Source organism: Mesorhizobium cantuariense, assembly GCF_042647205.1.
Lineage (GTDB): Bacteria > Pseudomonadota > Alphaproteobacteria > Rhizobiales > Rhizobiaceae > Mesorhizobium > Mesorhizobium cantuariense.
The window spans coordinates 6,692,567-6,716,796 of sequence record NZ_JBHRVD010000001.1 but is presented as its reverse complement, the minus strand read 5'-3'; the positions used below and the strand labels follow the sequence as shown (position 1 = coordinate 6,716,796).

The window sequence follows — 24,230 nt, the reverse complement described above, 5'->3', positions numbered from 1 at the left end:
ACCAGCTTCGTCATCCTAGTTGTTTGATCCCGAGCTTTGATGGTGCAATCTTTTCCTTGGAATGGAAGGAGGCACTATGGGCCAGATTCTACACGGCAGCGCCACAACGACAGAGGCGGTCCGTCGAGCGATACAAAATAGTCAAGAGAGCCTGAGAGCGCTGGCGAAGCGCTACGGGATCAACCAGAAGACCGTCGCCAAATGGAAGAAGCGGACTTCGGTCGCTGATCTGCCGACCGGCCCGAAAGACCCGCATTCAACGGTGCTGTCGCTCGAGCAGGAGGCCATCATCGTGGCTTTCCGCAAACACACGCTGTTGGCGCTGGATGACTGCCTCTATGCGCTGCAGCCAACGATCCCGCATCTGACGCGGTCATCCTTGCACCGCTGCCTGCAACGGCACGGCGTCTCCCAGCTGCCCGATGTCGAAGGCGACAAACCCGCCCGGAAGAAATTCAAGTCTTATCCGATCGGCTACTTCCACATCGATATCGCCGAGGTGCAGACAGTTGAAGGCAAGCTCTACCTCTTCGTCGCCATCGATCGAACCTCGAAGTTCGCCTATGCGCAGTTGCATTCAAAAGCTGGCAAGATGGCGGCAGCTCAGTTCCTGAGGGATCTGATCGAAGCCGTGCCCTATGCCATTCATACGGTGCTCACCGACAACGGCGTTCAGTTCACCAACCGGGCCCGTGACACATACGCTTTCCACCATATCTTCGATCGGGTCTGCGACGAGAACGGCATCGAGCACCGCCTGACCAAAGTAAAGCATCCGTGGACGAACGGCCAGGTCGAGAGGATGAACCGCACCATCAAGGAAGCGACCGTCAAGCGCTTCTATTATGACAATCACGCCCAACTGCAACGCCACCTCGCCGACTTCATTAACGCCTACAATTTCGGGCGACGGCTCAAGGCGCTGAAGGGCGTCACTCCCTACGAGTTCATCTGCAAACAATGGACTTCAGAACCAGAACGGTTCATCCTAAATCCAATCCATCAAATGCCGGGACTGAACACCTAGGGTCTCCGCGACGTCGCTTCGCGACTGCTTCGCCCTAGGATGACGAAGGGAGAGGAGGGGCTTCGGCCAATCTCCGCGTTCCTGCATCAAGGACCTAGTTAAACACCGCCTCGTAAAGCCGCCCCGTCGCATCGGCCGCGACCGGCACGATAAAGATCTCGTGGGTGCCGCTTCTGCCGGTGAAAAGATAGGTCGCCTGCGGCAGCGCCGTTTCGCGCGGGCCCCTGAACATCAGCGAGAAGCCGCCGCCCGGGCGCGGGCTGGCGGCGATGGGGTTGACCGCGCTCAACTCGAGCGAGACCTGCCGGCCCCCGGCGTCGATGGTGAACACCTGCCCCTGCTCGAAATCCGTCACCGACGCCATGCCATTAGCCTCAATCCGCCTGTTGGAACGGTTCAGTGCTTGAATCACCGACCCGCTCCCGCTCATTGTCTCTCCGCAATTCCCAAGGGAAAGCGCGCCGCGCTTTTCCCGGAATTGCTCCAGCGGCGGCACTGTCGCCGCTTCGCGGCAAGCTGTCCAGAGGTCCGGCTGCCGGCCGGGCCTTGCGCCAAGTCATTCGCGGGCGCAAACCCCAAATACAGCACCGCTTGTCCTTTTATGCGCGCAAGAGACGCTGTAGTACTTTGAACCTGCGCGGGATTCCTTTCGATCCAAGATCAGCGCAAACAAGAACAGATCCCGGCTTTGGGATCATTGGCGGCCTGATCGGCTTGCGGGAGACGAACGATGGCGGATGCAAAGACGGACGTGGCGAGCGATGCGATGCCGCTGTTCTATTCGAGGCCCGAGGCGCTCAACCCGGCGCGGCACGGCTCGCTTGGCCTGACCGCGCGCAGCAATTTTGGCTTTGCCCGCTCGGCGCACGCCATTCCGGTGGTGGCGTCGGAAATGCCGGCGGCGATGCGCTCCTACCCGATCGTCTTCATCGGCGCGGCCAAGGCGCCGGTGATCATCACCGGCGTGCGCCAGGACGAGAACCTGTTCGTCGACGCCGACGGCAAATGGACCGGGCCGCACTACATCCCCGCCTATGTCCGCCGCTATCCCTTCATCATGGCCGAAGACCCGAAGGCGCCCGGCCGGCTGACGCTGTGCGTCGACCGGGCCAGCGACCGCGTCGTCGACCACTTGCTGGCGCCGTTCCGCGACGAAAAGATCGCGCCCTTCTTCAACGGAACCGAGCCGACCGAAGCGACCAGACAGGCACTCGCCTTCAGCAACCAGTTCCAGATCGATTTCAACGCCACCCGCGCGATGCTCGAAAGGATCGACGCGCACGGCCTGTTTTCGCCGCGCCAGAGCAAGGTGACGCTCGAGGGCGGCGAAGTGCTCAACCTCACCGATTTCCAGGCGATCGACGAGCCGGCCTTCAACAAATTGAGCGACGAGGCGTTTCTCGACCTGCGCAAATCCGGCGCGCTCGGCATGCTCTACTGCCACCTCGCCTCGACCAACAGCTGGACCTCGCTGGTGCATCAGGCATCGCTGCGGAAGGCGGGCGGTGTGAAGAGCGGTTGACGGCGAAAGAGCCGCGGGGGGCTGGCCAAGCCGCCGCCCTCCTGTCGTGCCGGCCTTCGCTAATTCCCTTGGCTGGCCTGGCGCAAGCAGTTTGCCGTGCAGCCTTTGTCCTCGAGGCGTAGCAACCAAGTCGTCAAGTTGTTAACACTTCCTGAAATCTGGCGCGGATAGTGTTGATCCGCAGCAGCATGAGAAAGTGGGCCGTTTCCATTGCGCAATACCGAGGCTATTGATTTGCAGCTTGTCATTCACAATGACGAGCAGACACCGTGGGAGTTCGTCGTCGATCTCGTTCGCTCGATCTTCGACCGATCGGAGGCGGAGGCCGAGGCCTTCGCCGCAACGGTGACTCAGCAGGGAAAGGCCGTGTGCGGCAGCTATCCCTTCGCGGTCGCCAAGGTGATGCTGGATACGGCGCAGCAGCGCATCAAGGCGGCCGGCCACCCGCTTCGCATCACCGCCGATCTCAGCGGAACCGAAAGCGCGGCCGCGCCTGACGATCCGGCACAGGTTCCGCGCAACAAAAAGTTCAAATATGCCCATGAAGCAATCGCCTGGCATTTTGCGGGACTGGCGCATGACGAGGTCATCGCAACGTCACGCCAGTTTCCCGGCCATATGCGCGCCGACGTGCAGGTGGCGCTCAACAAACTGTTCTCAGCCTCGCCTGTTCGCTTCTTCGGTCTCTACGAGCAACATCGCTACGAGACGCTGACCTATGCCGCGTTGACAAAAGACGGACAGTACGCCGTCACCATCTCGGCCGCGCAATACCAGGATGTCGATATCGGCGAAAGCGAGCCGATAAAGTGTCTCGGCAACGGCTTGTGGCTCAATCGGGACGGCGATCTGCACTACGCGGTCGTGCTGTCGTTTCACCGCGAATACGGTCGCGAGTCCGGAACCTGCGTCGAGATCGCCGTGCCGGCCGGCGAGGATGGCGTGGCCTTGGTGGATCGCTGCTTCTCGCAGCTGGAGGCCGCCATCAATGCCGCGCGATCCTACCGCGGCAAGGTTCTCTCGCTCGAAACGGAAGGGGATTATCAGGGCCGCTCCAAGGGCGTCATGGTCCATCGCCTGCCGCATGTGCAGCGCGACGCGGTCATCCTGCCTGAACAGACCCTGAAGCTTCTCGACCGCAACGTGATCCGGTTCATCGAGAGCCGGGAAGCACTGAGACGGCTTGGGCAATCGACGCGCAAGGGCATCTTGCTCTACGGCCCGCCGGGCACCGGCAAGACGCACACGATTCACTACCTCGCCGCGAATTTGCCAGGCCATACGACACTCATCATAACGGCCGGCCAGATGGGCCTTCTGTCGCAATACATGACCCTTGCCCGCCTGCTGCAGCCGGCGACGGTGGTGATCGAGGACGTCGACCTCATTGCCCGCGACCGCGAGACCATGGGCGGCCCGTGCGAAGAATCCCTGCTCAACACCTTGCTCAACGAGATGGACGGATTGAAGGACAATGCCGACATCCTGTTCATCCTGACCACCAACCGGCCCGAACAACTTGAAGGTGCGCTCACCGGACGGCCAGGGCGTATCGACCAGGCCATCGAGGTGCCGCTGCCGGACGACGATTGCCGCGAGAAGCTGGTGCGCCTTTATGGCGGCGGGTTGACACTTTCCGACAAGATCGTGGGGGAGGCGGTGGCACGCACGAAGGGCGTCAGCGCGGCGTTCATCAAGGAACTTATGCGCCGTACCGCGCAAACGAGCATCATGCGGGGCGATGAAGAGACTGTGACCTCCGGAGATCTCGCCGAAGCCCTGGACGACATGCTGTTCCCGGGCGGCCGGCTCAACGTCAGGCTGCTCGGCGGAGCAAGCGACGGCCACCAGGCTGCCGAGCCGAACTCCTGATCCCCAGATGTCGTGGGTAAGGGCCAGCCCGACTTCCCCGGGTTCGTGCTCCGCATGCAAGCAGAAAACAAGGATCGACAAGCCCAAAAACGAAAAAGCCGCGGCGGACCGCGGCTTTTCGATGCTTGATTCCCTCTGGAGGAAACTGGAGCGGGTGAAGCGATTCGAACGCTCGACCCCAACCTTGGCAAGGTTGTGCTCTACCCCTGAGCTACACCCGCTCGCACGGCGTCTTGGCCGCAAGCCGGGCCTATATGGCTGAAGAGCGCGGCGATTGCAACAGGGAAATCGCAGGCTTTTTGTGGGCGCGGCAAGCGAGGCCGGCAAGCCGCCGGCGGGCGCGTCAGTGGCGGGCGGCGGGGCGCCACCGCGAAGGGCGGTGCCGCTCACCGTGATGTCGCATGACGGTCTTGTGTCGACCGCCCCATTGGCCGTAAACGGCATGGGCTTGAGAAACGGGACGAAGACAAACCGATGCCGAAGACCGAAGCCGAATTGATGGCCTTTCTTGCCGAACTCGGGATTGCCGCCGCGACGAAGCGCCATCCGCCGCTCTACACGGTCGCCGATTCGCAGGCGCTGCGCGGCGAAATCGCCGGCGGGCACACGAAAAACCTGTTCCTGAAGGACAAGAAGGACAATTTCTTCCTGGTCACCGTCGGCGAAGACGCGGTCGTTGACCTGAAGCAAATCCACCAGCTAATCGGCGCCGCCAGCCGCGTTTCCTTCGGCAAACCGGAGATGCTGATGGAACTGCTCGGCGTCACGCCGGGCGCTGTCACAGTCTTCGGCGTCATCAACGATACGGCAAACAGGGTCAAGCTCGTGCTCGACAAGGATTTGATGGAGCATACGGTGATCAACGGGCATCCGCTGACCAATGAGGCGACGACATCGATCGCGGCGAGCGACCTGATCAAATTCGTCGAGGCAACCGGGCACGATGCTGCTATCTTGAAAGTCTCCGCGTGATCGCCACATGGATGGCTTGAAACCGATGGTCTGAAGGATGTGGCGCCTGGCCGCCGGCTGGCCACGCCACGGAAGGGTAAAGAGATGAGCGACAACAATCCGTTTGGCGGCCCCTTTGGCGGCAATGGCGGCCAGTACACCACATCAGTGCAGTATGGTGGAACCGCGCCAGCGCCGGCGAAAGTCGCGCTTGGCGATGCGCCCGCCGCCGCCGCGGCTGCCGATGTCATCAAGGACACGACGACCGCCGCCTTTGCCGCCGACGTCATCCAGGAATCGCGCCGCCAGCCGGTGCTGGTCGATTTCTGGGCGCCCTGGTGCGGGCCCTGCAAGCAGCTGACGCCACAGCTGGAGAAGGCGGTGAAGGCCGCCGGCGGCAAGGTCAAGCTGGTCAAGATGAACATCGACGACCATCCCTCGATCGCCGGCCAGCTCGGCATCCAGTCGATTCCCGCGGTCATCGCCTTCAAGGACGGTCAGCCGGTCGACGGCTTCATGGGCGCCATCCCGGAGAGCCAGATTAACGAATTCATCACCAAGGTCGGCGGCAAGGGCAATGGCGCGCCGCCAGTGGCCGAGGCGCTCGCCGCGGCTACCGAGGCGCGCGACGCTGGCGATATGCAGACCGCGGCCGACATCTATGACGCCGTCCTGGCGCAGGCGCCGGAGACGATCGAGGCGATCGCCGGGCTGGGCGAGCTGCTGTTCGAGGCTGGCGACGCCGAGGGCGCCGAGGCGCTCTTGGCAACGGCGCCGGCAGCCAAGAAGGATGCGCCGCCGCTGGCCGCCCTGCGCGCCAAGATGGCGCTGGCCGCGCAAGCGGCGGCCCTTGGCAATCCGGCCGAATTCGAGCGCCGCCTGGCGGAAAATCCTGGCGATCATCAGGCGCGCTTCGATCTGGCCATGATCCAGAACGCCAACGGTGATCGCACGGCGGCCGCCGACAATCTGCTGGCTATCATCAAGGCCGACCGCACCTGGAACGAGGACGGTGCCAGGACGCAATTGCTGCAGCTGTTCGAGGCGTGGGGCATGACCGACGAGGCGACGCTTAGCGCGCGCCGCAAATTGTCGGCGTTGCTGTTTTCCTGAGCCGGCTGCCGGTTGTTTTGCCGCACGGGCTTGGCGTCGGCGATGACTGCGCCAGATTAATGCATGTCGCTCAAAAGTGGTCCCGGTTTTGGGAGAACGACATGCATAAAAACAAAGACCAAAGCGCGTCGCCCGAATCCGTTCAAGCGTGACGCGCATGGGAGTTGACGCGCTTCCTGATGGCGCGATCGGAGGAATGAGGTGCAAGCGGGAAACGCGCATTACCGGCTCGCCAAGGATTTGCCGTCGACGATCCCGATCTTCCCGCTCGAGGGTGCGCTTTTGCTGCCGGGAGGCCGCATGCCGCTCAACATCTTCGAGCCGCGCTATCTGCAGATGGTGGACGAGGCCATCACCGGCTCGCGGCTCATCGGCGTCATCCAGCCCAGCCTCGACGGCGCCTTGCGCGGCGACGGCGAGCCGGAGCTTTGCAATGTCGGCTGCGCCGGGCGCATCATCGCCTTTTCCGAAACCGGCGACGGCCGCTATCTGATCTCGCTGCAGGGCGTGTTCCGGTTCCGCATTGCAAGCGAATTGACGGTCAAGACGCCTTTTCGCCAGTGCAAACCGGCGCCCTTCCTTACCGATCTCGATGAGGATCAGGCGGCCAACGAGATTGACAGGCCATCGCTGCTCAAGGCATTTCGCGCCTATCTGCAGGCCAACGATTTGGAGGCCGACTGGGAAAGCGTCAGCCGGGCCGAAAATGCCATGCTGGTCAACGCGCTGTCGATGATGGCGCCCTACGGGCCGGCCGAGAAACAGGCGCTGCTCGAAGCAGCCGACCTGAAGACCCGGGCCGAAACGCTGATCGCCATCACCGAAATGGCGCTGGCGCGCGAGAATGAGGACTTTGGGTCGAGTTTGCAGTAGGATGTGCCGAAAGATGTGCCGATATTCAGGTGAGGCCGGCCGCAAATGGCGGCTTCCTGCGCTTCCGGTGCTCACGTACGAAAAGTACGCTCCGCTCCGGTTCTCGGAACCCACCATTTTCGACTCGGCCTGACCTGAATCTCAACACATCTTGAGCCCGCAACTGGCTGGGAAGAGAATCTTATGGCGGCGGATGGACGTGAGGGGAAGAAAATCAATGTCGACCCCAAGCTGCTGGAACTCTTGGCCTGCCCGCTGACCAAGGGGCCGTTGACCTGGGATCCGGAGCGCGGCGAATTGATTTCCAGGGTGGCCAAGATCGCCTATCCGGTGCGTGACGGCATCCCGATCATGCTGCCCTCGGAAGCGCGGACGCTGTCTGTGGAGGATGTGCTGGCGCCGCCGCCGCCGCGCCTGAGTGGGCCGGGCTGAGGGGCGCGTTTCTTGTACCCGCCAATTTGCCGAAGGCTGGCGGGACAGCGCCCCCCTCTGTCCTGCCGGACATCTCCCCCACAAGGAGGGAGATTGGCCGTTATCTCCGCTTTCGCCAATCACCAACGTCGAAAGACAGGCCGGACGGCGAAGCTGCCGATCTCCCCCCAAGTGGGGGAGATGTCCGGCAGGACAGAGGGGGGTGCTGTCCCGCCGACATCGAAGTTTTTGCCACTACTGAAAATTGCGCCCCTTGGGCATGACCTGTTCCGCCTCTTCCGACAGCGTAGCGAGATCCTGCCGGATCGGCGCGTTCCCTGCCGCGGCTTGGCTGGAGCGATCGGGCGCCCTGGCAGAGCGTTCCGGAGGACCGACAACCGCCAGGGCGGCCTCGCTGACCTTCTCCAGCAGCACGGTCAGCCAGGGTGTCAGATCCTCGACCTTCTCGGCGACGATGTGGACCACATCCGATTCCGACTGCAATTTCCCGGTGACCCGGACGAACCGCGCGCCCATGATAACAGGCCGGTAACGGTCGAAGGTTCTTTGCCAGAAGATGACGTTGGCCACCGCCTTGTCGTCCTCGAGCGTCAGGAAGATGGCGTTGCCCTTGCCGGGGCGCTGCCGCACCAGCACGAGGCCGGCTACCGAGACCCGCCTGCCGTCGCGAACCGAAGGCAGGTTCGCATTGGGCGTAACGCCGGCGCGGTCGAGCCGCTCGCGCAGGAAGGCGACCGGGTGCGCTTTCAGCGACAGGCCGAGCGAGCGGTAGTCGTGGATGACATGTTCTCCGAGCGGCATTTTCGGCAGCTTTGTCTCGGGCTCGAGTTCGCGCAGGCGGAGCGCCGGCTGGTCGAACAGCGGCAGTCTTTCGGCGGCACTCTTGCCGTCGAGCGCACGCACCGCCCACAAGGCTTCACGACGATCAAGGCCGAGCGAACGGAAGGTATCGGCCTGTGCCAGCCTTTCGATCTCGTCGACATCGAGGCCGGAGCGCAGCCAGACATCTCTCACAGACTCGTAGCCTGAGCCGCGCCGCTCGACGAAGGCGTCCATGCGCTCTTCCGACAGACCCTTGATCTGCCTGAAACCGAGCCGCAGTGCGTGATTTGTCTCGATGACGCCGCGCATGTCGGCATGGCGCGCGAGGATGCGGGCCGGATCGAACGGGGATTCCTCCAGCGTGCAGTCCCAGACCGAGAAATTGACGTCGACCTCGCGGATGTCGACGCCATGGTCGCGCGCGTCGCGAACGAGCTGGGCCGGCTGATAAAACCCCATCGGCTGCGAATTCAGGATCGCGGCGCAGAACACGTCGGGATAGAAGGTCTTGAACCAGCAGGAGGCATAGACGAGCAGTGCGAAGGAAGCGGCGTGGCTTTCGGGAAAGCCGTATTCGCCAAAGCCCTCGATCTGCTTGAAGCAGCGCTCGGCGAAGTCCTTTTCGTAACCTTTGCCGACCATGCCGTCGATCATGCGCTGGCGGTAATTGCCGATGGTACCGGTGCGCTTGAAGGTGGCCATGGCGCGGCGCAATTCGTCGGCCTCACCGGGCCTGAAGCCGCCGGCAACGATGGCGATCTTCATCGCCTGTTCCTGGAACAGCGGCACGCCCAGCGTCTTGCCGAGGATCTCTTTCAGCTCCGGCTTGGGGTATTCGGCTTCTTCCTTACCTTGCCGGCGGCGCAGATAGGGGTGGACCATGTCGCCCTGGATCGGACCCGGCCGCACGATCGCCACCTCGATGACGAGGTCATAAAAAGTTTTCGGCTGAAGGCGCGGCAGCATCGACATCTGGGCGCGCGACTCGATCTGGAAGACGCCGAGCGTGTCGGCGCGGCAGATCATGTCATAGACATTTTTGTCCTCGGGCGGCAGCGTGGCCAGCACATAGGGCCGGTCATATCTGTCGCGTGCATCGGGATAATGATTTTCAAGAAGGGTGAAGGCGCGCTTGAGGCAGGTCAGCATGCCGAGCGCCAGCACGTCCACTTTGAGGATCTTCACCGCGTCGAGATCGTCCTTGTCCCATTCGACCATCTTGCGCTCATCCATCGCCGTCTTGACGATGGGCACGATCTCGTCGAGCCGGTCCCTGGTGATGACGAAGCCGCCGACATGCTGCGAAAGATGGCGGGGAAAGCCCATGATCTCATTGGCGCGTTCGATCATATGCCGCGACACCGGATCGGTGCGGTCGAGGCCGCCGGCGCGGGCTTCCTTCTCGCCGAGCTCCGAGGTCGACCAGCCCCAGATCGAACCGGACAATGACCCCCGGACGTCTTCCGACAAGCCCATCGCCTTCGACACTTCGCGCAGCGCCGAGCGACCGCGATAGCTGATCACGGCGGCTGCCAGTGCGGTGCGCTTGGCGCTGTATTTCGTGTAGATGTACTGCATGACGATCTCGCGTTTCTCATGCTCGAAATCGACGTCGATATCAGGCGGTTCGTTCCTCTCCTCCGAAATGAAGCGTTCGAAAAGCGTGTCGATCCTCTCCGGCCCGACTTCGGTGATGCCGATGCAGAAGCAGACGATCGAGTTGGCGGCCGAGCCGCGGCCCTGGCAGAGAATGTCCTGGCTGCGGGCGAACTTGACGATGTCGTAGACGGTCAGGAAGTAACGGGCGTAATTCAGACGTTCGATCAGAGCGAGTTCTTCCGCGATCCGCTTTGTCACCGAAGCCGGTACACCCGCCGGGTAACGCTCGGCCGCCCCTTCTCGCGCCAGCCGTTCCAGCTCGGCCTGCGGCCCGAGGCCCGATTCCGTCGGCTCGTCGGGGTAATTGTACTGGAGGTCGCTCAGCGAGAAAGTCAGCTCCTGCGCAAAGTGCAAGGTCTCGGCCAGCGCCTGCGGATGCCTGCGGAACAGGCGCGCCATCTCCATTGGCGGTTTCAGATGGCGCTCGGCATTGGCGGCCAGCTGCAGCCCGACCTCGGCCACAGGCGTGTTGAGGCGGATCGCGGTCAGCACGTCCTGTAGCGGGCGCCGTTCGGCGGTGTGGTAGAGAACGTCGTTGGTCGCCATCAGGGGAATGCCGGCACTCTCGGCAAACGCCGCTGCCTGCTCGATCCGGAAACGGTCATTGCCGGCATAGTCAGGTGAAACGGCCAGACGGAGATTTCTTCCGAAACGGTCCTTGAGCTGGCGAAGAAAAGCGAGGCTGTCTTGCGCCCCCGCCGACAGATCGGGCAGGACCGCCAGCGACATCAGATCCCCCCATTCGAGCAGGTCGCTGCGCTGGAGAAGGGTGGCGCCCTTTTCGCTCTCGTCGCGCAGATTGGCTTGGGTGAGCATGCGGCACAGATGCCCCCAGCCCTTGCGGTCCCTGGGATAGGCGAGAATGTCCGGCGTGCCGTCGCCAAAAACCAGCCGGCAGCCGGGATGATAGGAAAGGTGCTCGACCTTGGCCTGCTGCCAGGCGCGTACCACGCCGGCCACCGTGTTGCGGTCGGCAAGCCCGATCGCGGAAAAGCCCAGGAGCTTGGCGGCGACCACCAGTTCCTCCGGCTTGGAGGCACCGCGCAGGAAGGAGAAATTCGACTGGATGCCGAACTCGGCATAAGGGATGACGGTCAGCGCGTTCATGCGAAGACCCCATGCAGGAACCAGCGCGGCGGCACCTGCGAGGCGCCGCCGTAAAGGCCTTGCCGGTAGAGCCAGTAACGGCGGCCGTCGGCATCCTCGATGCGGAAGTAGTCGCGCGTCGATGCAGCCTCGTCGCTTGGCGCCTCCCGCCACCATTCGGCGGCGATGCGTTCCGGCCCTTCGGCCCGCGTGACGCGGTAGAGCGCGCGCCGCCAGCGGAAGTTCAGCGGCGGCCCCTCCGGCATTTCGGTGGCCGGCACATCGATGGGTTCAGGCGAGCGGAACAGCCGGATCGGCCGTTCCGGCGGGAAGATGGTCGTCGGCGCCTGCAGCCTGTCCGGCCTCTTCGGCGGCGTGGTCCGGCGCGGCGCTTCGGTGAAGGGGATCGTGGCGACGGCGCGCTCCGGCAGATGGCTTTCGACGGCAACTGGCCTGAGAACCGCGCCCTCGCCGAGCCTGGCGCGGATGCGGTCGGCAAACAGCGCGATATCGGCGCCGTCGTCGATCACCTCGCCGGCAAGATCGGCCTGCTGCATGTCGAAAGCAGCTGATGTCAGCACCGAAAGCCGCACCAGATCGAAGCCATAGCCGGCATCGATATCCTGTTCGAGCGCGGCCAGCCTTTCATGGAACAAGCGCTGGATCAGCCGGGGTTCGCGCATCGGCCGCGAAGTGCCGATGGCGATGCGGCTGACGGCGCCGTCGACGCGGAAGAGCAGCAGCGCCAGCGTCCTGGCGCCCTCGCCGCGGCGCTCGAGGTCGGCCTTCAAGGTCGCCGCCAGCATGCCCACCAGCCGTTCGATGTCCTCGGTCAGGGTAATGGGTTCGGCGAGGTGGCGTTCGACCGAAAGCGGCGCGACGGGAAGGCGCGGCGAGACGGCCTCGTCGAGGCGGCCAAGCGCCTGGTCGAGGCGCAAAAGCAGCAAGGCGCCGAAGCGGCGGGCGAGCGGCGCGCGCGGTGCCGCCATGACGGCGCCCGCCGTGCGCAGGCCGACGCTTTCCAGGCTGGTGCGGGTCGAAGGCTCGATGCGCAGTGCGGCCAGCGGCAAGGGCGCGAGCAGCGCTTCCTCCTCGCCGCCATCGACAATGCGGTCGCCGCAAAACCGTGCCGCCGCCCAGGCAGCACCCGGTGTCGCGGCAAGCCCGGCGCGGACATCGAACCCCTGGTGGAAGAAGCGCGACAGGATGTCGTCCAGCATGGCGCGTTCGCCGCCGAACAGATGGGTGCAGCCGGTGACGTCGAGAAACAGGCCGTCCGCCCCGTCCAGCGCCGCCAGCGGTGTGTAGCGGTCGCACCAGTCGGCAAGGCCTTCGAGCAGGCGGCGGTCGGCTTCCGGATCGGCCTCGACGACGTCGATCGACGGATGCATGGCGCGCGCATCGGCGATGCCCATGTCGCGCTTCAGGTGCAGCGCCTCAGCCCGCTCGTCGAGGGCTGAGATGCGCTGCGCGTTGCGGTCGCGATGGCTGATCACGAGCGGTGGGTGAGATGGCGGCAGATGATCCGACGGCCGGGAACGCCAGGATCGCCCCAGACGCTGCCGCAGGATCCTTTCCACTGCCAGATAGGGAAACCACAGGGACAGGATTCTTTGCCCGCTCTCTTCCCTCGCCCGTTCTTTCGTCGAATGCGCGTTCATCGGGGTTCCACTCCAGTGTGAATTGTCCAGGCAGGGCCGTGCGGCTCTTGCCGATGGTGATGGTGAAGGCCGGGCGGCCGATCGAGCCGGCGAGTGGCCCGGCGATGGTGTCGCGCGGCGCTGCCGGCGCCGAGGCGACGATGAGGCGGACGGGTGCGGCCGTCGGTTCGGGCCCGGCCGCCTGCCGCAGCAGGAACACCGGCCGGCCGGCACCTTGCGCCCTTGCATGCAGCCGGCGTGTCGCGGTCAGGTCCAGCCGCTGCGGATTGCCGCGAATTTCCAGGATGACCGCGGCGAGCGCCGTCATCCGGGCCGCCTCCTCGGCGACCCACAGCGCATCGACAAGTTTTGGCGCTTCGGAAAACAGCAATTGCTCCGGCTCGATGCCGAAGGAAGCATGAAGCCCCCTGGCATAGGGAAAGCCGGCCTCGCGAAAAATCTCCGTGGTGCCGATCCACAGCACCGGCAGCCCCGGCGTTTGCTTGAGGATCAGGCTTGTGAGCGACAGGGCGAAACCGGCGACGGCCCCGGCATCGCGGGTTTGCGTGCCATGGATTTCGCTCAAGGCGGCCTTCGGCAGGCCACCACTCAGGGCGGCATCGAGGCGCCCGACGCCGATGGGCAGGAACGCATCCGGCAACGCCGCGGCAATGCCGCGCCGGACGATCGTGAGATCGGCGTTGACGTCAGCATCGGAGGTCGCGGCAGCCGGCGCCTGCAGGCGCTCGGGCAGCGTTCCCTCGATTTTCGCGATCTGGCGGCGCAGGGCAAAAACAGTCTCCCGCGCCACGGCGGTCATCGCCATGACGGTCAGCTTCCACTCACAATTGTTCCTGTTATGTTCCTATAGATTCCAGAGGCAGCCGGAAGAGTCAAGGAGACTCATGGGGAATTTATTCCTCTCCGCCCGGATGGTGCAGGCGCATCAGCCCGTTCATTTGCCGATTCCGGTGCGAAAGCCTATATGCCGGGATCAAAGGACAAAGCATGGCCCGCATCTACAAGACCCGCACCTGGCACGACGAACTCTCGCCCTCGATGGACGAAATGGAGTTCCTGGCGCTGGAGGCGTACGCCCATCTGCCGGAAGATTTTCGCAAGCTGACCGGCGAGATCGTCATCCAGATCGCCGAGTTTCCGACCGACGAGATCATGGACGACCTGTCGCTGGAAACGCCCTTCGACCTGCTCGGCCTGTTCGAAGGACGCGGCATCGCCGAGCGCTGGAATCCGCAGACCGGCGAGGGCCCGAACCGCATCACGCTCTACCGCCGCGCTATCCTCGACTACTGGTCCGAGAACGAGGAGACGCTAGGCGACATCGTCACCCACGTGCTGATCCACGAGATCGGCCACCATTTTGGGCTGTCGGACGATGATATGGAGAAGATCGAAGAGGCGGCCGAGTAACTGATTCCTACGCCGCGTGAACTGTCCATTCCTATCAAGTCGGTCCAGAACTCAGCGGCGGCAAGGGCTTCTGAGACTTCGCTTCGGATAGGTTGGTCATCCGGCTGATGAAAAGATGCAGCGCCTTCTGTACGGCGAGCGATGGCGGCTCGGACGGATGCCACTGCGGAAAATGACCATCAACCACCATTCGTGCCAACCCATAGACAAATGCACGAGCGGCAAGAACCAGATGATCGAAATCCGCGTTCGCAGCCAGCCGACCCTGGTGTTGCGCCTGGGTCAGCAGGTCGATCATCTTCCGGCGAATGGCCTCATTCTGACCGCGAAGACTGTCCGACCCGTCGAAATCAATCAGCGTTCGGGAACTGATGATCTGGAAATGCGTGGGATTGGCAATCGCCCATTCCAGATAGCCTTGTCCGATTGCTTCGAAGGCCACGATGGGATCCGCGCTGTCGACTGCTGAAAGTGCATTGGCAACGGCCTCTGTCAGCCGGTTCATGGCCTGTTCGGCGACCGCGGTCAGCAGCGCTGCTTTCGATTGAAAATGCCGGAAGGGGGCGCCGGGGGAAACGCCGGCCCGCTTTGCGGCTTCGCGCACGCTCACATTGTCGGGGCCGCCTTCCTCGACAAGTTGAATTGCAGCATCGATCAACGTGTCCCGCAAATTGCCATGGTGGTAGCCGGTGCGGTGAGGCGTCTTGGCGTTTGCCATCTCTTCTCCTTCGTTCCGTAGAGCTGCTTCACGCGTCTCTAGCACGATCCGCGATTTATGTAATCAGTGTTTACAATGCAGGCAAGAGCATGTAAGCAGTGATTACAGATGGGATCGGAACAGGCCTGCGGTCTTCGCGGCTCCCGTTTTCCCAGATGAGGAGACGAACATGCTCGCCAGAACCGCCGAACCCCGCCGTCCGCAATCGCTCATTTCGCTGAGGAGTTCAGCCGAAGAACTTCAGCACGAGGAGAATTCCACGATTGTCCAATCGAGCGCGGCTGTGCCCAGCGTCACGCTTTATCGGCTTGCCGCCGTCGCCGGGGTGGGAAGCGCGCTTATTCTTCTGGTTAACGCGGCCAAACGCAGCTCGCTCATCGCGACCACCGATCTGACGCAACTTCTCGCGCCAGTCGCCGAGATATTGGCGCTTGGTCTTGTCGTCGGCCTGTTTCTCGCTTTTGGCCGGCGCGCGGGCCTCTTCGGCACGATGGCGTTTGTCATCAACTTCGTTGCACTGGCAAGTTTGGTCGGTGTGGAAGTGGTGATCAATCTCGTATTTTCGAAACTTCCGCTGACAACCATCATTGACCTGCGCGCCGGCCCTCTCGGACTGGCTCTGGTCGTCAGTTCGGTTCTTTTTCTGCTTGGGACGCTGGCGTTTGTAATCTCTCTTGTCGTGGCAAGAGGCGTGCCGCGCATTCCGCTCGCCCTTTATTTCATTGGCGCGGTGCCTATCGCGCTCCGTGCGTTCGTGCCGGAGTGGGCTCTCGACCTGGGCCTGGTGACGCTTGCGGCAGCGATAGCCTGGCTGGCCGGGTGGCTGTGGATGCGAGCGCCGATTACCAGTCGCTGAGCTTGGTGTCGGGCCCGTATTCCTGACCGTCGATATCCTTCACGACGGCCTGGCCGCAGCGCATGGTCTTGGCCTTCTTGTCGTAGGCATAGGTCGGTGAGCCGAACAGGTGCCAGCCATTGTTCAGCGCCGCCGTCACCTTGTGGCAGAAGCTGGCATCGTCCGGAGCGGACAGAAAGCGGTAGAGTTTCATTTTTCAGTCCTGTCGTGAGTAGCCATAGCCCGCGAGCATAGGGTTGATATCATGCGCCGATGGCGGCGGCCTTCGCCAGCAGTTTTTCGGCCTGCGCCAGGTGCAGCCGCTCGACCATCTTGCCGTTCAGCGCGATCACGCCCTTGCCGGCATTCTCCGGCAGCGCGAAGGTATCATTCACCGAGCGCGCCTCGGCCAATGCCTCGGGCGACGGCGCGAAGGCACGGTTCGCGGCTTCGATCTGGGCAGGGTGGATGAGGCTCTTGCCGTCGAACCCCATGGCGGCCGCCTCCGTGCATTCATGGGCGAAGGCTTCGAGGTCGCGAAAATCATTGGAGACGCCGTCGAGCATGTCGATGCCGCCGGCACGCGCGGCCAGCACCATCTGCATTAGCCATGGCACGAGATAGCGCCGGTCAGGCGTCGCCAGCACGCCGGCCTCTTTGATCAGATCATTCGTTCCGGCAACGAAACAAACTAGGCGAGAGGCCTGGTCGCGGCCCAATTCGGCGATGGCGCCGATGTTGAGCAGCGCCTTGGGCGTCTCGATCATCGCCCATAGTTTCACGCCGTCGGGGGCAAAATTGTCGTCGAGCACATCGCCGGCCTCGAGCAGGTCGCGCGGCGTGTCGACCTTGGGCAACAGGATGCCGTCGGGCTCGCAGCTTGCGGCGGCCAGCAGGTCGTCGGCGCCCCATTCGCTCGCCAGCGCATTGATGCGCACAACCATCTCGCAGCGGCGGCCAATATGGTTGGCAACTGGGCGGTTGGCGAAAATCCCGGCCAGTTTTTCGCGCGCGACGATCTTGTCGGGCGGGGCGACGGCATCCTCGAGGTCGATGATGACGGCATCGCAGGTGAGCGACGCGATCTTGGCCAGCGCCTTGTCGTTGGAGGCCGGGATGTAGAGCACGGAGCGGCGTGGGCGATAGGTTTCGGTCATGCCTGATCTATGCCGCGTGTGGTTGGTCGAGGCAAGCGGAAGGCCGGTACCTGATACGAGCCAACCGCGAAGCTTGTGCTGCCCCCTGCCTGCCCGTCCGTCCTCCGCAGCAGTTGCGGAAGGCGGCCCTTCCTCTCCCCCGTCGATCGGCTAGGGCATATACACATCTCGCAAGGCCCAACCATCGGCACAGGCACGGAAGTAGGCCAAGCCGTTGTAGAAGGTGATAGGGCCTGGTGGCCTTGAGGAGGCATAACCGTTCCAGCCGCCGAGCCTTGCGATGATCCAGGCCGCCCATGCGAGTGAGTTTTTGGGGTAGGGATTGGATTGCAGCCGCGTCTTGCCCTTGAAGCGTGTCTCGATCGCCGAGAGCGTATCGATCTCGTTGGACGTGAAGGCGAGGCTCGCCTGTTGATCGCCTTGGCCATTGCGGGCCTGCACGAGCTGCATGACGATGATGGCGGCCTTGGCGGCGATGGCGACGAGCTTTTCCAAGCGCGCGGCCGATTGCAGCTGGCTGTCTTCGATCTTCAAGCCTTGGCTCTTCATCACCCGGAAGAACTGCTCGATGACCCAGCGCTGCTTGTACCAGTCGACGATCTGCCAGGCCTGGGAGGGTGTGGCCACCGCATGGGTGGTCAGCAGCAGCCAGTGAAGCGGCTCCACGTCGGCGGGCGCAGCCGTCTCGATGACTTCGACCCAGCGCAGCGTCACGCCTTTGGGCAGGTTGGCCTCGCGCAGGTTGCCCGGCCGCCGGATCGTGGCTTCGCCAAAGCGCAAGCAAAGCTCGGCTCGACGCGCCGGGCGGTCGGCCCGTTCGCGCAGCTCGATCACCTGGGTGTCACTGAACGCCACCTCCTGCACGGCACGGCGCAGCGTTGTGCCCGAAAGCAGTGCGCGGTCATGCATGACGCGTGTCAGCACGTGGAAAGAGCCATCCGGCACACGCGCCCACATCATATAAAAGTCACTCTCACGATCGGCGATGAAAGTGACCATACGGGCCCGGGCCAGCACTGGCTTGGCCGCTTGCGCGGTTTCGACCCAGCGGCACGATTCCTTCTCGCTCAACGAGCGATCAGCGTGCGGTGGCAGCTCTTCATCGCCCCGTGTCCAAACCCGCCCGCCCACAAGACCAAGGCAAGAACCGCGCTCGGCATCAAGGGCGAGCATCGGATGCAGCAGCATGCCCCAGCAATTGCCCTTCTTGATCCTGCCAAGATCGCGCCGGTTGTCCTGCGTCGTTGGGAATCTGATCTCGCTGGTGTCTTGCAGCGCCAAAACATGCCGGCCGTCCACTGCAACCCGCGTCGGTTGGCTCCAGCCTTCAATCACCCGCTCGACCGTCACCGCATCATTGCCGAGAAAGCGCCCATAGCGGATCTCCTCGGAATGGTTGCCGCCAGAAAGCTGGCGCAAGCACACCGTTTCGCGCAGCACCATGCCTTGGAGCAGCGACGCCCCCCTTTATCGAGGCGGCGATCTCCAAACAAACCTAATGACCACGACGGGCACGACATCGGCGACAATCCTTGCAAATCAGACCGTCGCAGAAAAAATCATACCTCAGGCATTCGCGGAATCCGACCCAGCCAAGGCGAGTCAATCCGCCGCACCGAGATATGTATATGCCCTAGCGTCGATCGGGGGAGAGGAAGGGAGCTTGGCTGGGGCAGCGCCAACGTCCGGAAAGGATGGCGGACAGCGCCTCAGGCGCAGGTCCTGCACAAAAACTGCACACACCTACGGAAAACCTCCTCGCATCCGCCGTATCGTTTCCCTGCCGGCCTGCGAGACAGGCGGCATGCAAAAGCGAGCGACACCCCGTCTGCCTCATCGGCTGCGCAGCGAAGGCTGGTGGCTGGCCGATCCGCCGCGCGCGAATCCCGCGGCGATCCTCATCCCCTTTGTCCGCAAGAGCCCGCCGGCAATGCGGCTGAAAGCCATCAGGAAAGCCCGGTCATGACAGCGTTGTTCTCCGCCGCACCGAGCTATTGCAGCCGCTTCGGTGTCGGCATCCTGCTGATCGGGCTGGCGGATTTTCTGTTTTATGGCCAGCCCGCCGGCATCACGGTTTTCCTGTTCGCCCTCCTGATTGCCGCCGCGGTTGTCGCCGTGCACCCGGCGGCCTTCAGCGACGGCAGGGTCTGGCTCAAGCCCGCCGGGCTGCTTGTCGCGCTGCTGCCGCTGGCGGAAAATGTCAGTGCCGTGTCGGTGTCGATTGCGCTGGCGGCGCTGGTCGTCTTCGCGATTTCGCTGAGCGGACGGCTGCGGCACAGCATTGCGCGTATTGCCGGGCAGATCGTGCTGTTCGGGCTGGCGGCGCCGTTCCGCTTCGCCAACGATTTCATCCGCTGGCGCAAGACGGCGCGCCGCTTCGGCCGGCGCCGCGTTCGCTTGGCGGCGATCGCCGTCTGGGTGATGCCGCTGACGCTGAGCGCGGTCTTCCTAGCGCTGTTCGGCGCCGCCAACCCGGTCATCGATTACTGGCTGTCGCTGCTCGACCTTCTGAAGCTGCTCGATCTCATCCAGTTCGCGCGGATTGCCTTCTGGCTGTTCGTGCTCGCCGGTGTCTGGGCCTTTCTGCGGCCACGCCTGCCGCGCCTGGCTCGCCGCATCCCGCGCGCGGCGGCCGTCAGCGCTCAAGCCGAGAAGACCGTCACCACCATCGAGGATATCCTGTTCGGCAAGGCAGCCATCCTTCGCGCCCTGATCGTCTTCAACATCCTGCTTGCGCTGCAGACGGCGCTCGACGCCACCTACCTATGGGGCGGGGTGGCGCTTCCCGACGGGCTCAGCTACGCCGCCTATGCGCATCGCGGCGCTTATCCCCTGATCGTAACCGCGCTGCTTGCCGCCGGCTTCGTGCTGGCAGCGCTGCGGCCGGGAAGCGAGACCTCGGCCGATCCGCTCATCCGCCGGCTCGTCTATGCCTGGGTGGCGCAGAACATCATGCTGGTCATCTCGTCGATCCTGCGGCTCGACCTCTATATCGGCATTTATGCGCTGACCTACTGGCGGGTCGCCGCCTTCGTCTGGATGGGGCTGGTGGCATCGGGCCTTGCCCTGATCATCGCCCGCATCGCGCTGGGAAAATCCAACGAATGGCTGCTGTCCGCCAATCTTCTGACGTTATCTCTGACGCTTTATGCCGGCTGTTTCATCAATTTCGCCGCGCTGATTGCCAATTACAATGTCGACCATTCCTTCGAAATGACCGGCCAGGGCATTTCCCTCGACGCCTGGTATCTGCGCTCGCTCGGCCCGGGCGCGTTTCCGGCGCTCGATCGCTTCCTCGAGCATCAGAGCCGGACGGCCGCCGCCAACGATCCGGTCTTGCGCGAACTCGTCGGGTTGCGCGGCAGCGACGAAGGCTGGTATCGCACCCTCCAGCAGAACTGGCGGGCCTGGAGCTTTCGCGACTGGCGGCTGCTCGGATATCTCGACACCAGGGGGCCGTTCGTGGTTCCTGACCGTACCGAACCTTCCATGCCGGGCCGCTGATCCATGCCGCATCACATCCTCGTCGCCGACGATGACCCGCATATCCGCGAGGTGATCTGCTTTGCGCTGGAGAAGGCCGGCATGAAAACGACGGGGGTGGCCGATGGCGCCGCCGCCCTGCAAGCGATCGGACGGCGCACACCTGACCTGGTCGTGCTCGACATCGGCATGCCGGAGATGGACGGGCTGGAAGTCTGCCGGCGGCTGCGGCACACATCCGATGTGCCGGTGCTGTTCCTGTCCGCGCGGGATGAAGAAATCGATCGGGTGCTGGGCCTCGAAATGGGCGGCGACGACTATGTGACGAAACCGTTCAGTCCGCGCGAACTGGTCGCCCGCGTCAACGTCATCCTGCGGCGCGCCCGCCCGGCGGCGCCCGAACCGGCCGACGACAGGCAGTTTTCGCACGGCAAATTGGCTATGGCGCCGGCGAGCCATGCCGCCAGTTTCGACGGCAATCCGCTTGCCTTGACGGGGATAGAGTTCTCGATCCTGAAAGGATTTCTGGCGCGGCCCGCGCATGTGCTCGACCGTGACGCGGTGATGGCCAGCGCCTATGCCGCAAACATCCATGTCGCCGGCCGCACCGTCGACAGCCATATCCGCAACATCCGCGCCAAGCTGGCAGCGGTGGGTTGCCTGGATGTTATCGAGACCGTGCATGGCGTCGGCTTCCGGCTTGGCCGATGCGGCTGACGGCCTCCAGCAAATGGATCGGCCGCAAATGGCGGCCTCGTCTCGCCACGGTCGTCGTCGCCATCCTGGTCATGGTGATGGCCCTGCCGCTGGTAGGCCTGTTCTTCTTCCGGCTCTACGAGAACCAGTTGATCCGCCAGACCGAGGCGGAGCTGATCGCGCAAGGAGCGGCCATCGCCGCCATCTATGCGCAGGATGTGCGCGACGCCGGCATCCCGCCGGAAAAACTCGGCGCGCCGATGCCAGGGCCAAGCGGGGATTCAAGCCGAAGCGTCAATCCTGACCCGCTGTACAGGCCGATCGAGCCGCAACTCGATCTCGCTTCGGACTACGTCCTGCCCACCCGGCCGGCGGCGATATCAGCCGCCGCCGATCCCGCTTTCTCCGCGATCGGCGCGCGCCTGGCCGGCATTCTCGACGCCACGCAGAAAACCACGCTGGCCGGCTTCCGGCTGCTCGACCCCCGGGGCGTCGTCATCGCCGGTCGTGGCGAGGTCGGGCAGTCGCTCGGCGAGGTCGAGGAGGTGCGCGCCGCGCTTGCCGGCCGCTATGCCAGCGCACTCAGGCTGCGTATCCGCGACCAGCCGGCGCCGCCGCTTTATTCGGTCAGCCGCGGCACCAAGGTGCGTGTCTTCGCCGCCTTGCCGGTGGCCGTCGACGGCAAGGTCGCCGGCGTCGTTTATGTATCGCGGACGCCCAACAACATCATCAAACATCTCTATGGCGAACGCGGCAAGGTGACGTTGGCGGCCATCGCCATCCTCGGCGGCACGCTGCTCATCGGCCTCGTCTTCCTGCGCACCGTCAGCCGCCCGATCTATGCGCTGATCGACCGCACGGAGCGTATCGCCGCCGGCGATCGCGCGGCGATCCGACCGCTCGATCACCACGGCACTCGAGAGATGGCGGAGCTTTCCGCCGCCTTCCTCGACATGGCCGAAAAGCTGCAGGCGCGCTCGGACTCAATCCAGACCTTTGCCACCCATGTCTCGCACGAACTCAAATCACCGCTGACGGCGATCCAGGGCGCCGCGGAACTGCTGCGTGATTCCGGCGCGGCGATGGATGATGAAGAGCGGCGGCGCTTCTCCAACAATATCGTCACCGATGCGGGACGGCTCAACCTGCTGGTGCGGCGGCTGCTCGATCTGGCGAAGGCCGAAAATCTTGCACCCAGCGGCGAAAACACCTCGATCAATGCTGTGCTGGCGCTGCTGCCCGCCGACACCAGGCTGGCGGTCCGCGTCGAGGCGGGCGGCGATATGGGCCTGCGCATATCGGCCGAGAACGCGGCAATCGTGCTTGCCAATCTCATCGACAATTCGGCGCGGCACGGCGCGACGCTGGTTTCAATCACTGCCGCAAGTGCCAGCGGCAAGGCGACGGTGCTGGTGAACGACGACGGTGCCGGCATTTCGCCGAGCAACCGGGCGCGCATTTTCGAACCGTTCTTCACCACGCGGCGCTCTACCGGCGGCACCGGCATGGGCCTCGGCATCGTGCTGGCCCTCCTGAAAGCGCATGATGGTATGATAGCGCTGGTTGACTCCGAACGCGGCACGCGCTTCGAGATCATTTTGCCGGCCGCGTGACTCCCGGTCTGCGGCGTGAATCGGAAAGGGCATAAAAGCGTGCGCTACGACATCGTCATCATCGGCGGGGCCATCGTCGGCTCCTCGGTCGCCTATTATCTGCGCGAGGAAGGGTTTTCCGGTTCGATCGCGCTGGTCGAGCGCGATCCGCAATTCGCGCATGCGGCAACGACGCTGTCGATGGCCTCGATCCGCCAGCAATTCTCGATCCCGGAAAACATCCGCCTGTCGCAGTTCACGCTAAAGCTGTTCCGGCGGCTGAAGGAAGAGTTCGGCGCCGACGCCGATATCGGCTTTCGCGAAGGCGGCTATCTCATCCTTGCCGGCGAGGACGGCTTACCGATCCTCAAGAGCAATCACGAGGCGCAGATGGCCGAGGGCGCCGACATCGTGCTGGAAGACGCGGATCAGTTGGTGCGCCGGTTCCCGTGGCTGTCGCCCGAGGGCATCACCGCCGGCGCCTATGGCCGTAGCGGCGAGGGTTGGTTCGACGCGCATGCAATGCTGATGCTGTTCCGCAAGACGCTGCGGCAGAAGAAGATCGATTTCATCACCGCTGATGTCACCGGCATCGAGCGGCAGGGCGACCGGGTTACCAGCGTCAGCCTCGACAATGGCGACAAGCTGGAAGCCGGCATCGTCATCAACGCCGCCGGGCCGAATGCCGGCAAGGTCGCGGCGCTTGCCGGGCTGGCGCTGCCGGTCGAACCGCGCAAGCGCAACGTCTTCGTTTTCGAGGCGCGCGAGAAATATGCCGACATGCCGCTGCTGGTCGATCCCTCCGGCATCTATGTGCGCCCGGAAGGCTCGGTCTACCTCACCGGCGGCGCCGAGCCGGAAGAGGGCGACGGTCCGGCCGCGCCCGGGGATTTCGAGGTCGACTGGCCGCTGTTCGAAGAGGTGATCTGGCCGGTGCTGGCGACCCGCATTCCAGCTTTCGAGGCGATCAAGCCGACGCGCGCCTGGGCCGGGCATTACGACTACAACACGCTCGACCAGAACGCGGTGATCGGCCCGCATCCGCAGGTCGGGAATTTCCTGTTCGCCAACGGATTCTCCGGCCACGGCCTGCAGCAGGCGCCGGCGGTCGGCAAGGCGCTGGCCGAGCTGATCGTCCATGGCGGCTACCGCACGGTGGATTGTTCGGCGTTTGGCTACAGCCGCGTCGCGGAAGGACGGGCGTTTCGGGAATTGAATGTGATTTGAGGGGGGCGGCAGCGCAGACCGTAGTTCTGCCGAGTTCCCGCCCACCCCCCTCTGGCCTGCCGGCCATCTCCCCCGCAAGGAGGGAGATCGGCAG

Annotated in this window: 21 protein-coding genes and 1 tRNA gene; 13 read left to right on the top strand and 9 right to left on the bottom strand. The window is 63.9% G+C overall.

Features of this window, described 5'->3' with window-relative positions:
* Nucleotides 1-76: 76 nt before the first annotated feature.
* A complete protein-coding gene (locus ACFOJ9_RS32945; protein ID WP_378983032.1) occupies nucleotides 77-1,027 on the top strand; it encodes an IS481 family transposase in 951 nt (316 codons plus the stop codon).
* Between the two features lie 94 nt (nucleotides 1,028-1,121).
* On the opposite strand, the gene ACFOJ9_RS32940 is transcribed toward ACFOJ9_RS32945, so the two are convergent.
* The gene (locus ACFOJ9_RS32940; protein WP_378985434.1) at nucleotides 1,122-1,439 is read right to left on the bottom strand and encodes a DUF6916 family protein; all 318 of its coding nucleotides are present in this window, start codon (nucleotides 1,437-1,439) and stop codon (nucleotides 1,122-1,124) included.
* A 318-nt stretch (nucleotides 1,440-1,757) separates the two neighbouring features.
* On the opposite strand from ACFOJ9_RS32940, the gene ACFOJ9_RS32935 reads away from it, so the two are divergent.
* The gene (locus tag ACFOJ9_RS32935; RefSeq protein ID WP_378985432.1) at nucleotides 1,758-2,549 is read left to right on the top strand and encodes a SapC family protein; all 792 of its coding nucleotides are present in this window, start codon (nucleotides 1,758-1,760) and stop codon (nucleotides 2,547-2,549) included.
* Nucleotides 2,550-2,783: 234 nt separating this feature from the next.
* Nucleotides 2,784-4,421, top strand: coding sequence for an ATP-dependent Clp protease adaptor ClpS (locus tag ACFOJ9_RS32930; RefSeq protein ID WP_378985430.1), 1,638 nt, complete (start codon nucleotides 2,784-2,786; stop codon nucleotides 4,419-4,421).
* Between the two features lie 146 nt (nucleotides 4,422-4,567).
* Here the strand turns inward: ACFOJ9_RS32930 and ACFOJ9_RS32925 are convergent.
* Nucleotides 4,568-4,642 (bottom strand) — tRNA-Gly (locus ACFOJ9_RS32925).
* A gap of 253 nt (nucleotides 4,643-4,895) precedes the next feature.
* On the opposite strand from ACFOJ9_RS32925, the gene ACFOJ9_RS32920 reads away from it, so the two are divergent.
* The 4 genes from ACFOJ9_RS32920 to ACFOJ9_RS32905 all read left to right on the top strand — a co-directional run bounded on the left by ACFOJ9_RS32920 (nucleotide 4,896) and on the right by ACFOJ9_RS32905 (nucleotide 7,790).
* Entirely contained in the window at nucleotides 4,896-5,393 is a 498-nt protein-coding gene (locus tag ACFOJ9_RS32920; RefSeq protein WP_378985428.1) for a prolyl-tRNA synthetase associated domain-containing protein, read from the top strand.
* Nucleotides 5,394-5,477: 84 nt separating this feature from the next.
* Nucleotides 5,478-6,485 carry a thioredoxin gene (gene trxA, locus ACFOJ9_RS32915; RefSeq protein ID WP_378985426.1) on the top strand — a complete coding sequence of 336 codons (1,008 nt, stop codon included), beginning with the start codon at nucleotides 5,478-5,480 and terminating at the stop codon, nucleotides 6,483-6,485.
* Between the two features lie 201 nt (nucleotides 6,486-6,686).
* Complete coding sequence (locus ACFOJ9_RS32910) at nucleotides 6,687-7,358, top strand: LON peptidase substrate-binding domain-containing protein (RefSeq protein WP_378985422.1); 672 nt, start codon at nucleotides 6,687-6,689, stop codon at nucleotides 7,356-7,358.
* A 183-nt stretch (nucleotides 7,359-7,541) separates the two neighbouring features.
* On the top strand, nucleotides 7,542-7,790 hold the full coding sequence (locus tag ACFOJ9_RS32905; protein WP_378985420.1) for a Trm112 family protein: 249 nt from the start codon (nucleotides 7,542-7,544) through the stop codon (nucleotides 7,788-7,790).
* A gap of 234 nt (nucleotides 7,791-8,024) precedes the next feature.
* On the opposite strand, the gene ACFOJ9_RS32900 is transcribed toward ACFOJ9_RS32905, so the two are convergent.
* Genes ACFOJ9_RS32900 through ACFOJ9_RS32890 form a run of 3 tightly spaced genes read right to left on the bottom strand, consistent with a single transcriptional unit; the run spans nucleotide 8,025 to nucleotide 13,823 of the window.
* On the bottom strand, nucleotides 8,025-11,378 hold the full coding sequence (locus ACFOJ9_RS32900) for an error-prone DNA polymerase (RefSeq protein WP_378985418.1): 3,354 nt from the start codon (nucleotides 11,376-11,378) through the stop codon (nucleotides 8,025-8,027).
* Nucleotides 11,375-12,853, bottom strand: a complete 1,479-nt coding sequence (locus ACFOJ9_RS32895; RefSeq protein WP_378985416.1) for a DUF6504 family protein — start codon at nucleotides 12,851-12,853, stop codon at nucleotides 11,375-11,377. Before ACFOJ9_RS32895 ends, ACFOJ9_RS32900 begins: the two co-directional genes overlap by 4 nt.
* On the bottom strand, nucleotides 12,795-13,823 hold the full coding sequence (locus ACFOJ9_RS32890) for an ImuA family protein (RefSeq protein WP_378985414.1): 1,029 nt from the start codon (nucleotides 13,821-13,823) through the stop codon (nucleotides 12,795-12,797). Before ACFOJ9_RS32890 ends, ACFOJ9_RS32895 begins: the two co-directional genes overlap by 59 nt.
* A gap of 182 nt (nucleotides 13,824-14,005) precedes the next feature.
* Here ACFOJ9_RS32890 and ACFOJ9_RS32885 point away from each other — a divergent pair, with 182 nt between their 5' ends.
* Nucleotides 14,006-14,428 (top strand): metallopeptidase family protein, encoded by a 423-nt coding sequence (locus ACFOJ9_RS32885; RefSeq protein ID WP_023763026.1) that lies wholly within the window; start codon nucleotides 14,006-14,008, stop codon nucleotides 14,426-14,428.
* 34 nt (nucleotides 14,429-14,462) lie between these two features.
* Here ACFOJ9_RS32885 and ACFOJ9_RS32880 read toward each other — a convergent pair whose 3' ends face one another.
* Nucleotides 14,463-15,146, bottom strand: a complete 684-nt coding sequence (locus tag ACFOJ9_RS32880; RefSeq protein ID WP_378985412.1) for a TetR/AcrR family transcriptional regulator — start codon at nucleotides 15,144-15,146, stop codon at nucleotides 14,463-14,465.
* A 169-nt stretch (nucleotides 15,147-15,315) separates the two neighbouring features.
* On the opposite strand from ACFOJ9_RS32880, the gene ACFOJ9_RS32875 reads away from it, so the two are divergent.
* A complete protein-coding gene (locus tag ACFOJ9_RS32875) occupies nucleotides 15,316-16,002 on the top strand; it encodes a hypothetical protein (RefSeq protein WP_378985410.1) in 687 nt (228 codons plus the stop codon).
* On the opposite strand, the gene ACFOJ9_RS32870 is transcribed toward ACFOJ9_RS32875, so the two are convergent.
* From ACFOJ9_RS32870 to ACFOJ9_RS32860, 3 genes are all read right to left on the bottom strand, one after another.
* The gene (locus ACFOJ9_RS32870; RefSeq protein ID WP_378985408.1) at nucleotides 15,989-16,195 is read right to left on the bottom strand and encodes a DUF1737 domain-containing protein; all 207 of its coding nucleotides are present in this window, start codon (nucleotides 16,193-16,195) and stop codon (nucleotides 15,989-15,991) included. The genes ACFOJ9_RS32875 and ACFOJ9_RS32870 overlap by 14 nt on opposite strands.
* Before the next feature lie 49 nt (nucleotides 16,196-16,244).
* Nucleotides 16,245-17,138 (bottom strand): HpcH/HpaI aldolase/citrate lyase family protein, encoded by an 894-nt coding sequence (locus tag ACFOJ9_RS32865; RefSeq protein WP_378985406.1) that lies wholly within the window; start codon nucleotides 17,136-17,138, stop codon nucleotides 16,245-16,247.
* Between the two features lie 150 nt (nucleotides 17,139-17,288).
* Nucleotides 17,289-18,581, bottom strand: a complete 1,293-nt coding sequence (locus ACFOJ9_RS32860) for an IS4 family transposase (RefSeq protein ID WP_378979481.1) — start codon at nucleotides 18,579-18,581, stop codon at nucleotides 17,289-17,291.
* Nucleotides 18,582-19,100: 519 nt separating this feature from the next.
* On the opposite strand from ACFOJ9_RS32860, the gene ACFOJ9_RS32855 reads away from it, so the two are divergent.
* Genes ACFOJ9_RS32855 through ACFOJ9_RS32840 form a run of 4 tightly spaced genes read left to right on the top strand, consistent with a single transcriptional unit; the run spans nucleotide 19,101 to nucleotide 24,136 of the window.
* Nucleotides 19,101-20,642 carry a DUF4153 domain-containing protein gene (locus ACFOJ9_RS32855; RefSeq protein ID WP_378985404.1) on the top strand — a complete coding sequence of 514 codons (1,542 nt, stop codon included), beginning with the start codon at nucleotides 19,101-19,103 and terminating at the stop codon, nucleotides 20,640-20,642.
* Between the two features lie 3 nt (nucleotides 20,643-20,645).
* Nucleotides 20,646-21,338 (top strand): response regulator, encoded by a 693-nt coding sequence (locus ACFOJ9_RS32850; RefSeq protein WP_378985402.1) that lies wholly within the window; start codon nucleotides 20,646-20,648, stop codon nucleotides 21,336-21,338.
* Nucleotides 21,329-22,930: an ATP-binding protein gene (locus ACFOJ9_RS32845; protein WP_378985400.1), complete on the top strand. Its 1,602-nt coding sequence runs from the start codon at nucleotides 21,329-21,331 to the stop codon at nucleotides 22,928-22,930. Before ACFOJ9_RS32850 ends, ACFOJ9_RS32845 begins: the two co-directional genes overlap by 10 nt.
* 39 nt (nucleotides 22,931-22,969) lie before the next feature.
* Nucleotides 22,970-24,136 carry an NAD(P)/FAD-dependent oxidoreductase gene (locus ACFOJ9_RS32840; protein WP_378985398.1) on the top strand — a complete coding sequence of 389 codons (1,167 nt, stop codon included), beginning with the start codon at nucleotides 22,970-22,972 and terminating at the stop codon, nucleotides 24,134-24,136.
* Nucleotides 24,137-24,230 lie beyond the last annotated feature (94 nt).

Excerpts from the sequence above, each read along its gene's own strand:
- ACFOJ9_RS32870 (WP_378985408.1), bottom strand. The coding sequence starts at position 16,195 with ATGAAACTCTACCGCTTTCTGTCCGCTCCGGACGATGCCAGCTTCTGC.
- ACFOJ9_RS32860 (WP_378979481.1), bottom strand. The coding sequence starts at position 18,581 with ATGGTGCTGCGCGAAACGGTGTGCTTGCGCCAGCTTTCTGGCGGCAAC.
- ACFOJ9_RS32880 (WP_378985412.1), bottom strand. The coding sequence starts at position 15,146 with ATGGCAAACGCCAAGACGCCTCACCGCACCGGCTACCACCATGGCAAT.
- ACFOJ9_RS32845 (WP_378985400.1), top strand. The coding sequence starts at position 21,329 with ATGCGGCTGACGGCCTCCAGCAAATGGATCGGCCGCAAATGGCGGCCT.
- ACFOJ9_RS32865 (WP_378985406.1), bottom strand. The coding sequence starts at position 17,138 with ATGACCGAAACCTATCGCCCACGCCGCTCCGTGCTCTACATCCCGGCC.
- ACFOJ9_RS32850 (WP_378985402.1), top strand. The coding sequence starts at position 20,646 with ATGCCGCATCACATCCTCGTCGCCGACGATGACCCGCATATCCGCGAG.
- trxA (WP_378985426.1), top strand. The coding sequence starts at position 5,478 with ATGAGCGACAACAATCCGTTTGGCGGCCCCTTTGGCGGCAATGGCGGC.
- ACFOJ9_RS32855 (WP_378985404.1), top strand. The coding sequence starts at position 19,101 with ATGACAGCGTTGTTCTCCGCCGCACCGAGCTATTGCAGCCGCTTCGGT.
- ACFOJ9_RS32945 (WP_378983032.1), top strand. The coding sequence starts at position 77 with ATGGGCCAGATTCTACACGGCAGCGCCACAACGACAGAGGCGGTCCGT.
- ACFOJ9_RS32900 (WP_378985418.1), bottom strand. The coding sequence starts at position 11,378 with ATGAACGCGCTGACCGTCATCCCTTATGCCGAGTTCGGCATCCAGTCG.
- ACFOJ9_RS32890 (WP_378985414.1), bottom strand. The coding sequence starts at position 13,823 with ATGGCGATGACCGCCGTGGCGCGGGAGACTGTTTTTGCCCTGCGCCGC.
- ACFOJ9_RS32935 (WP_378985432.1), top strand. The coding sequence starts at position 1,758 with ATGGCGGATGCAAAGACGGACGTGGCGAGCGATGCGATGCCGCTGTTC.
- ACFOJ9_RS32920 (WP_378985428.1), top strand. The coding sequence starts at position 4,896 with ATGCCGAAGACCGAAGCCGAATTGATGGCCTTTCTTGCCGAACTCGGG.
- ACFOJ9_RS32905 (WP_378985420.1), top strand. The coding sequence starts at position 7,542 with ATGGCGGCGGATGGACGTGAGGGGAAGAAAATCAATGTCGACCCCAAG.
- ACFOJ9_RS32875 (WP_378985410.1), top strand. The coding sequence starts at position 15,316 with ATGCTCGCCAGAACCGCCGAACCCCGCCGTCCGCAATCGCTCATTTCG.
- ACFOJ9_RS32885 (WP_023763026.1), top strand. The coding sequence starts at position 14,006 with ATGGCCCGCATCTACAAGACCCGCACCTGGCACGACGAACTCTCGCCC.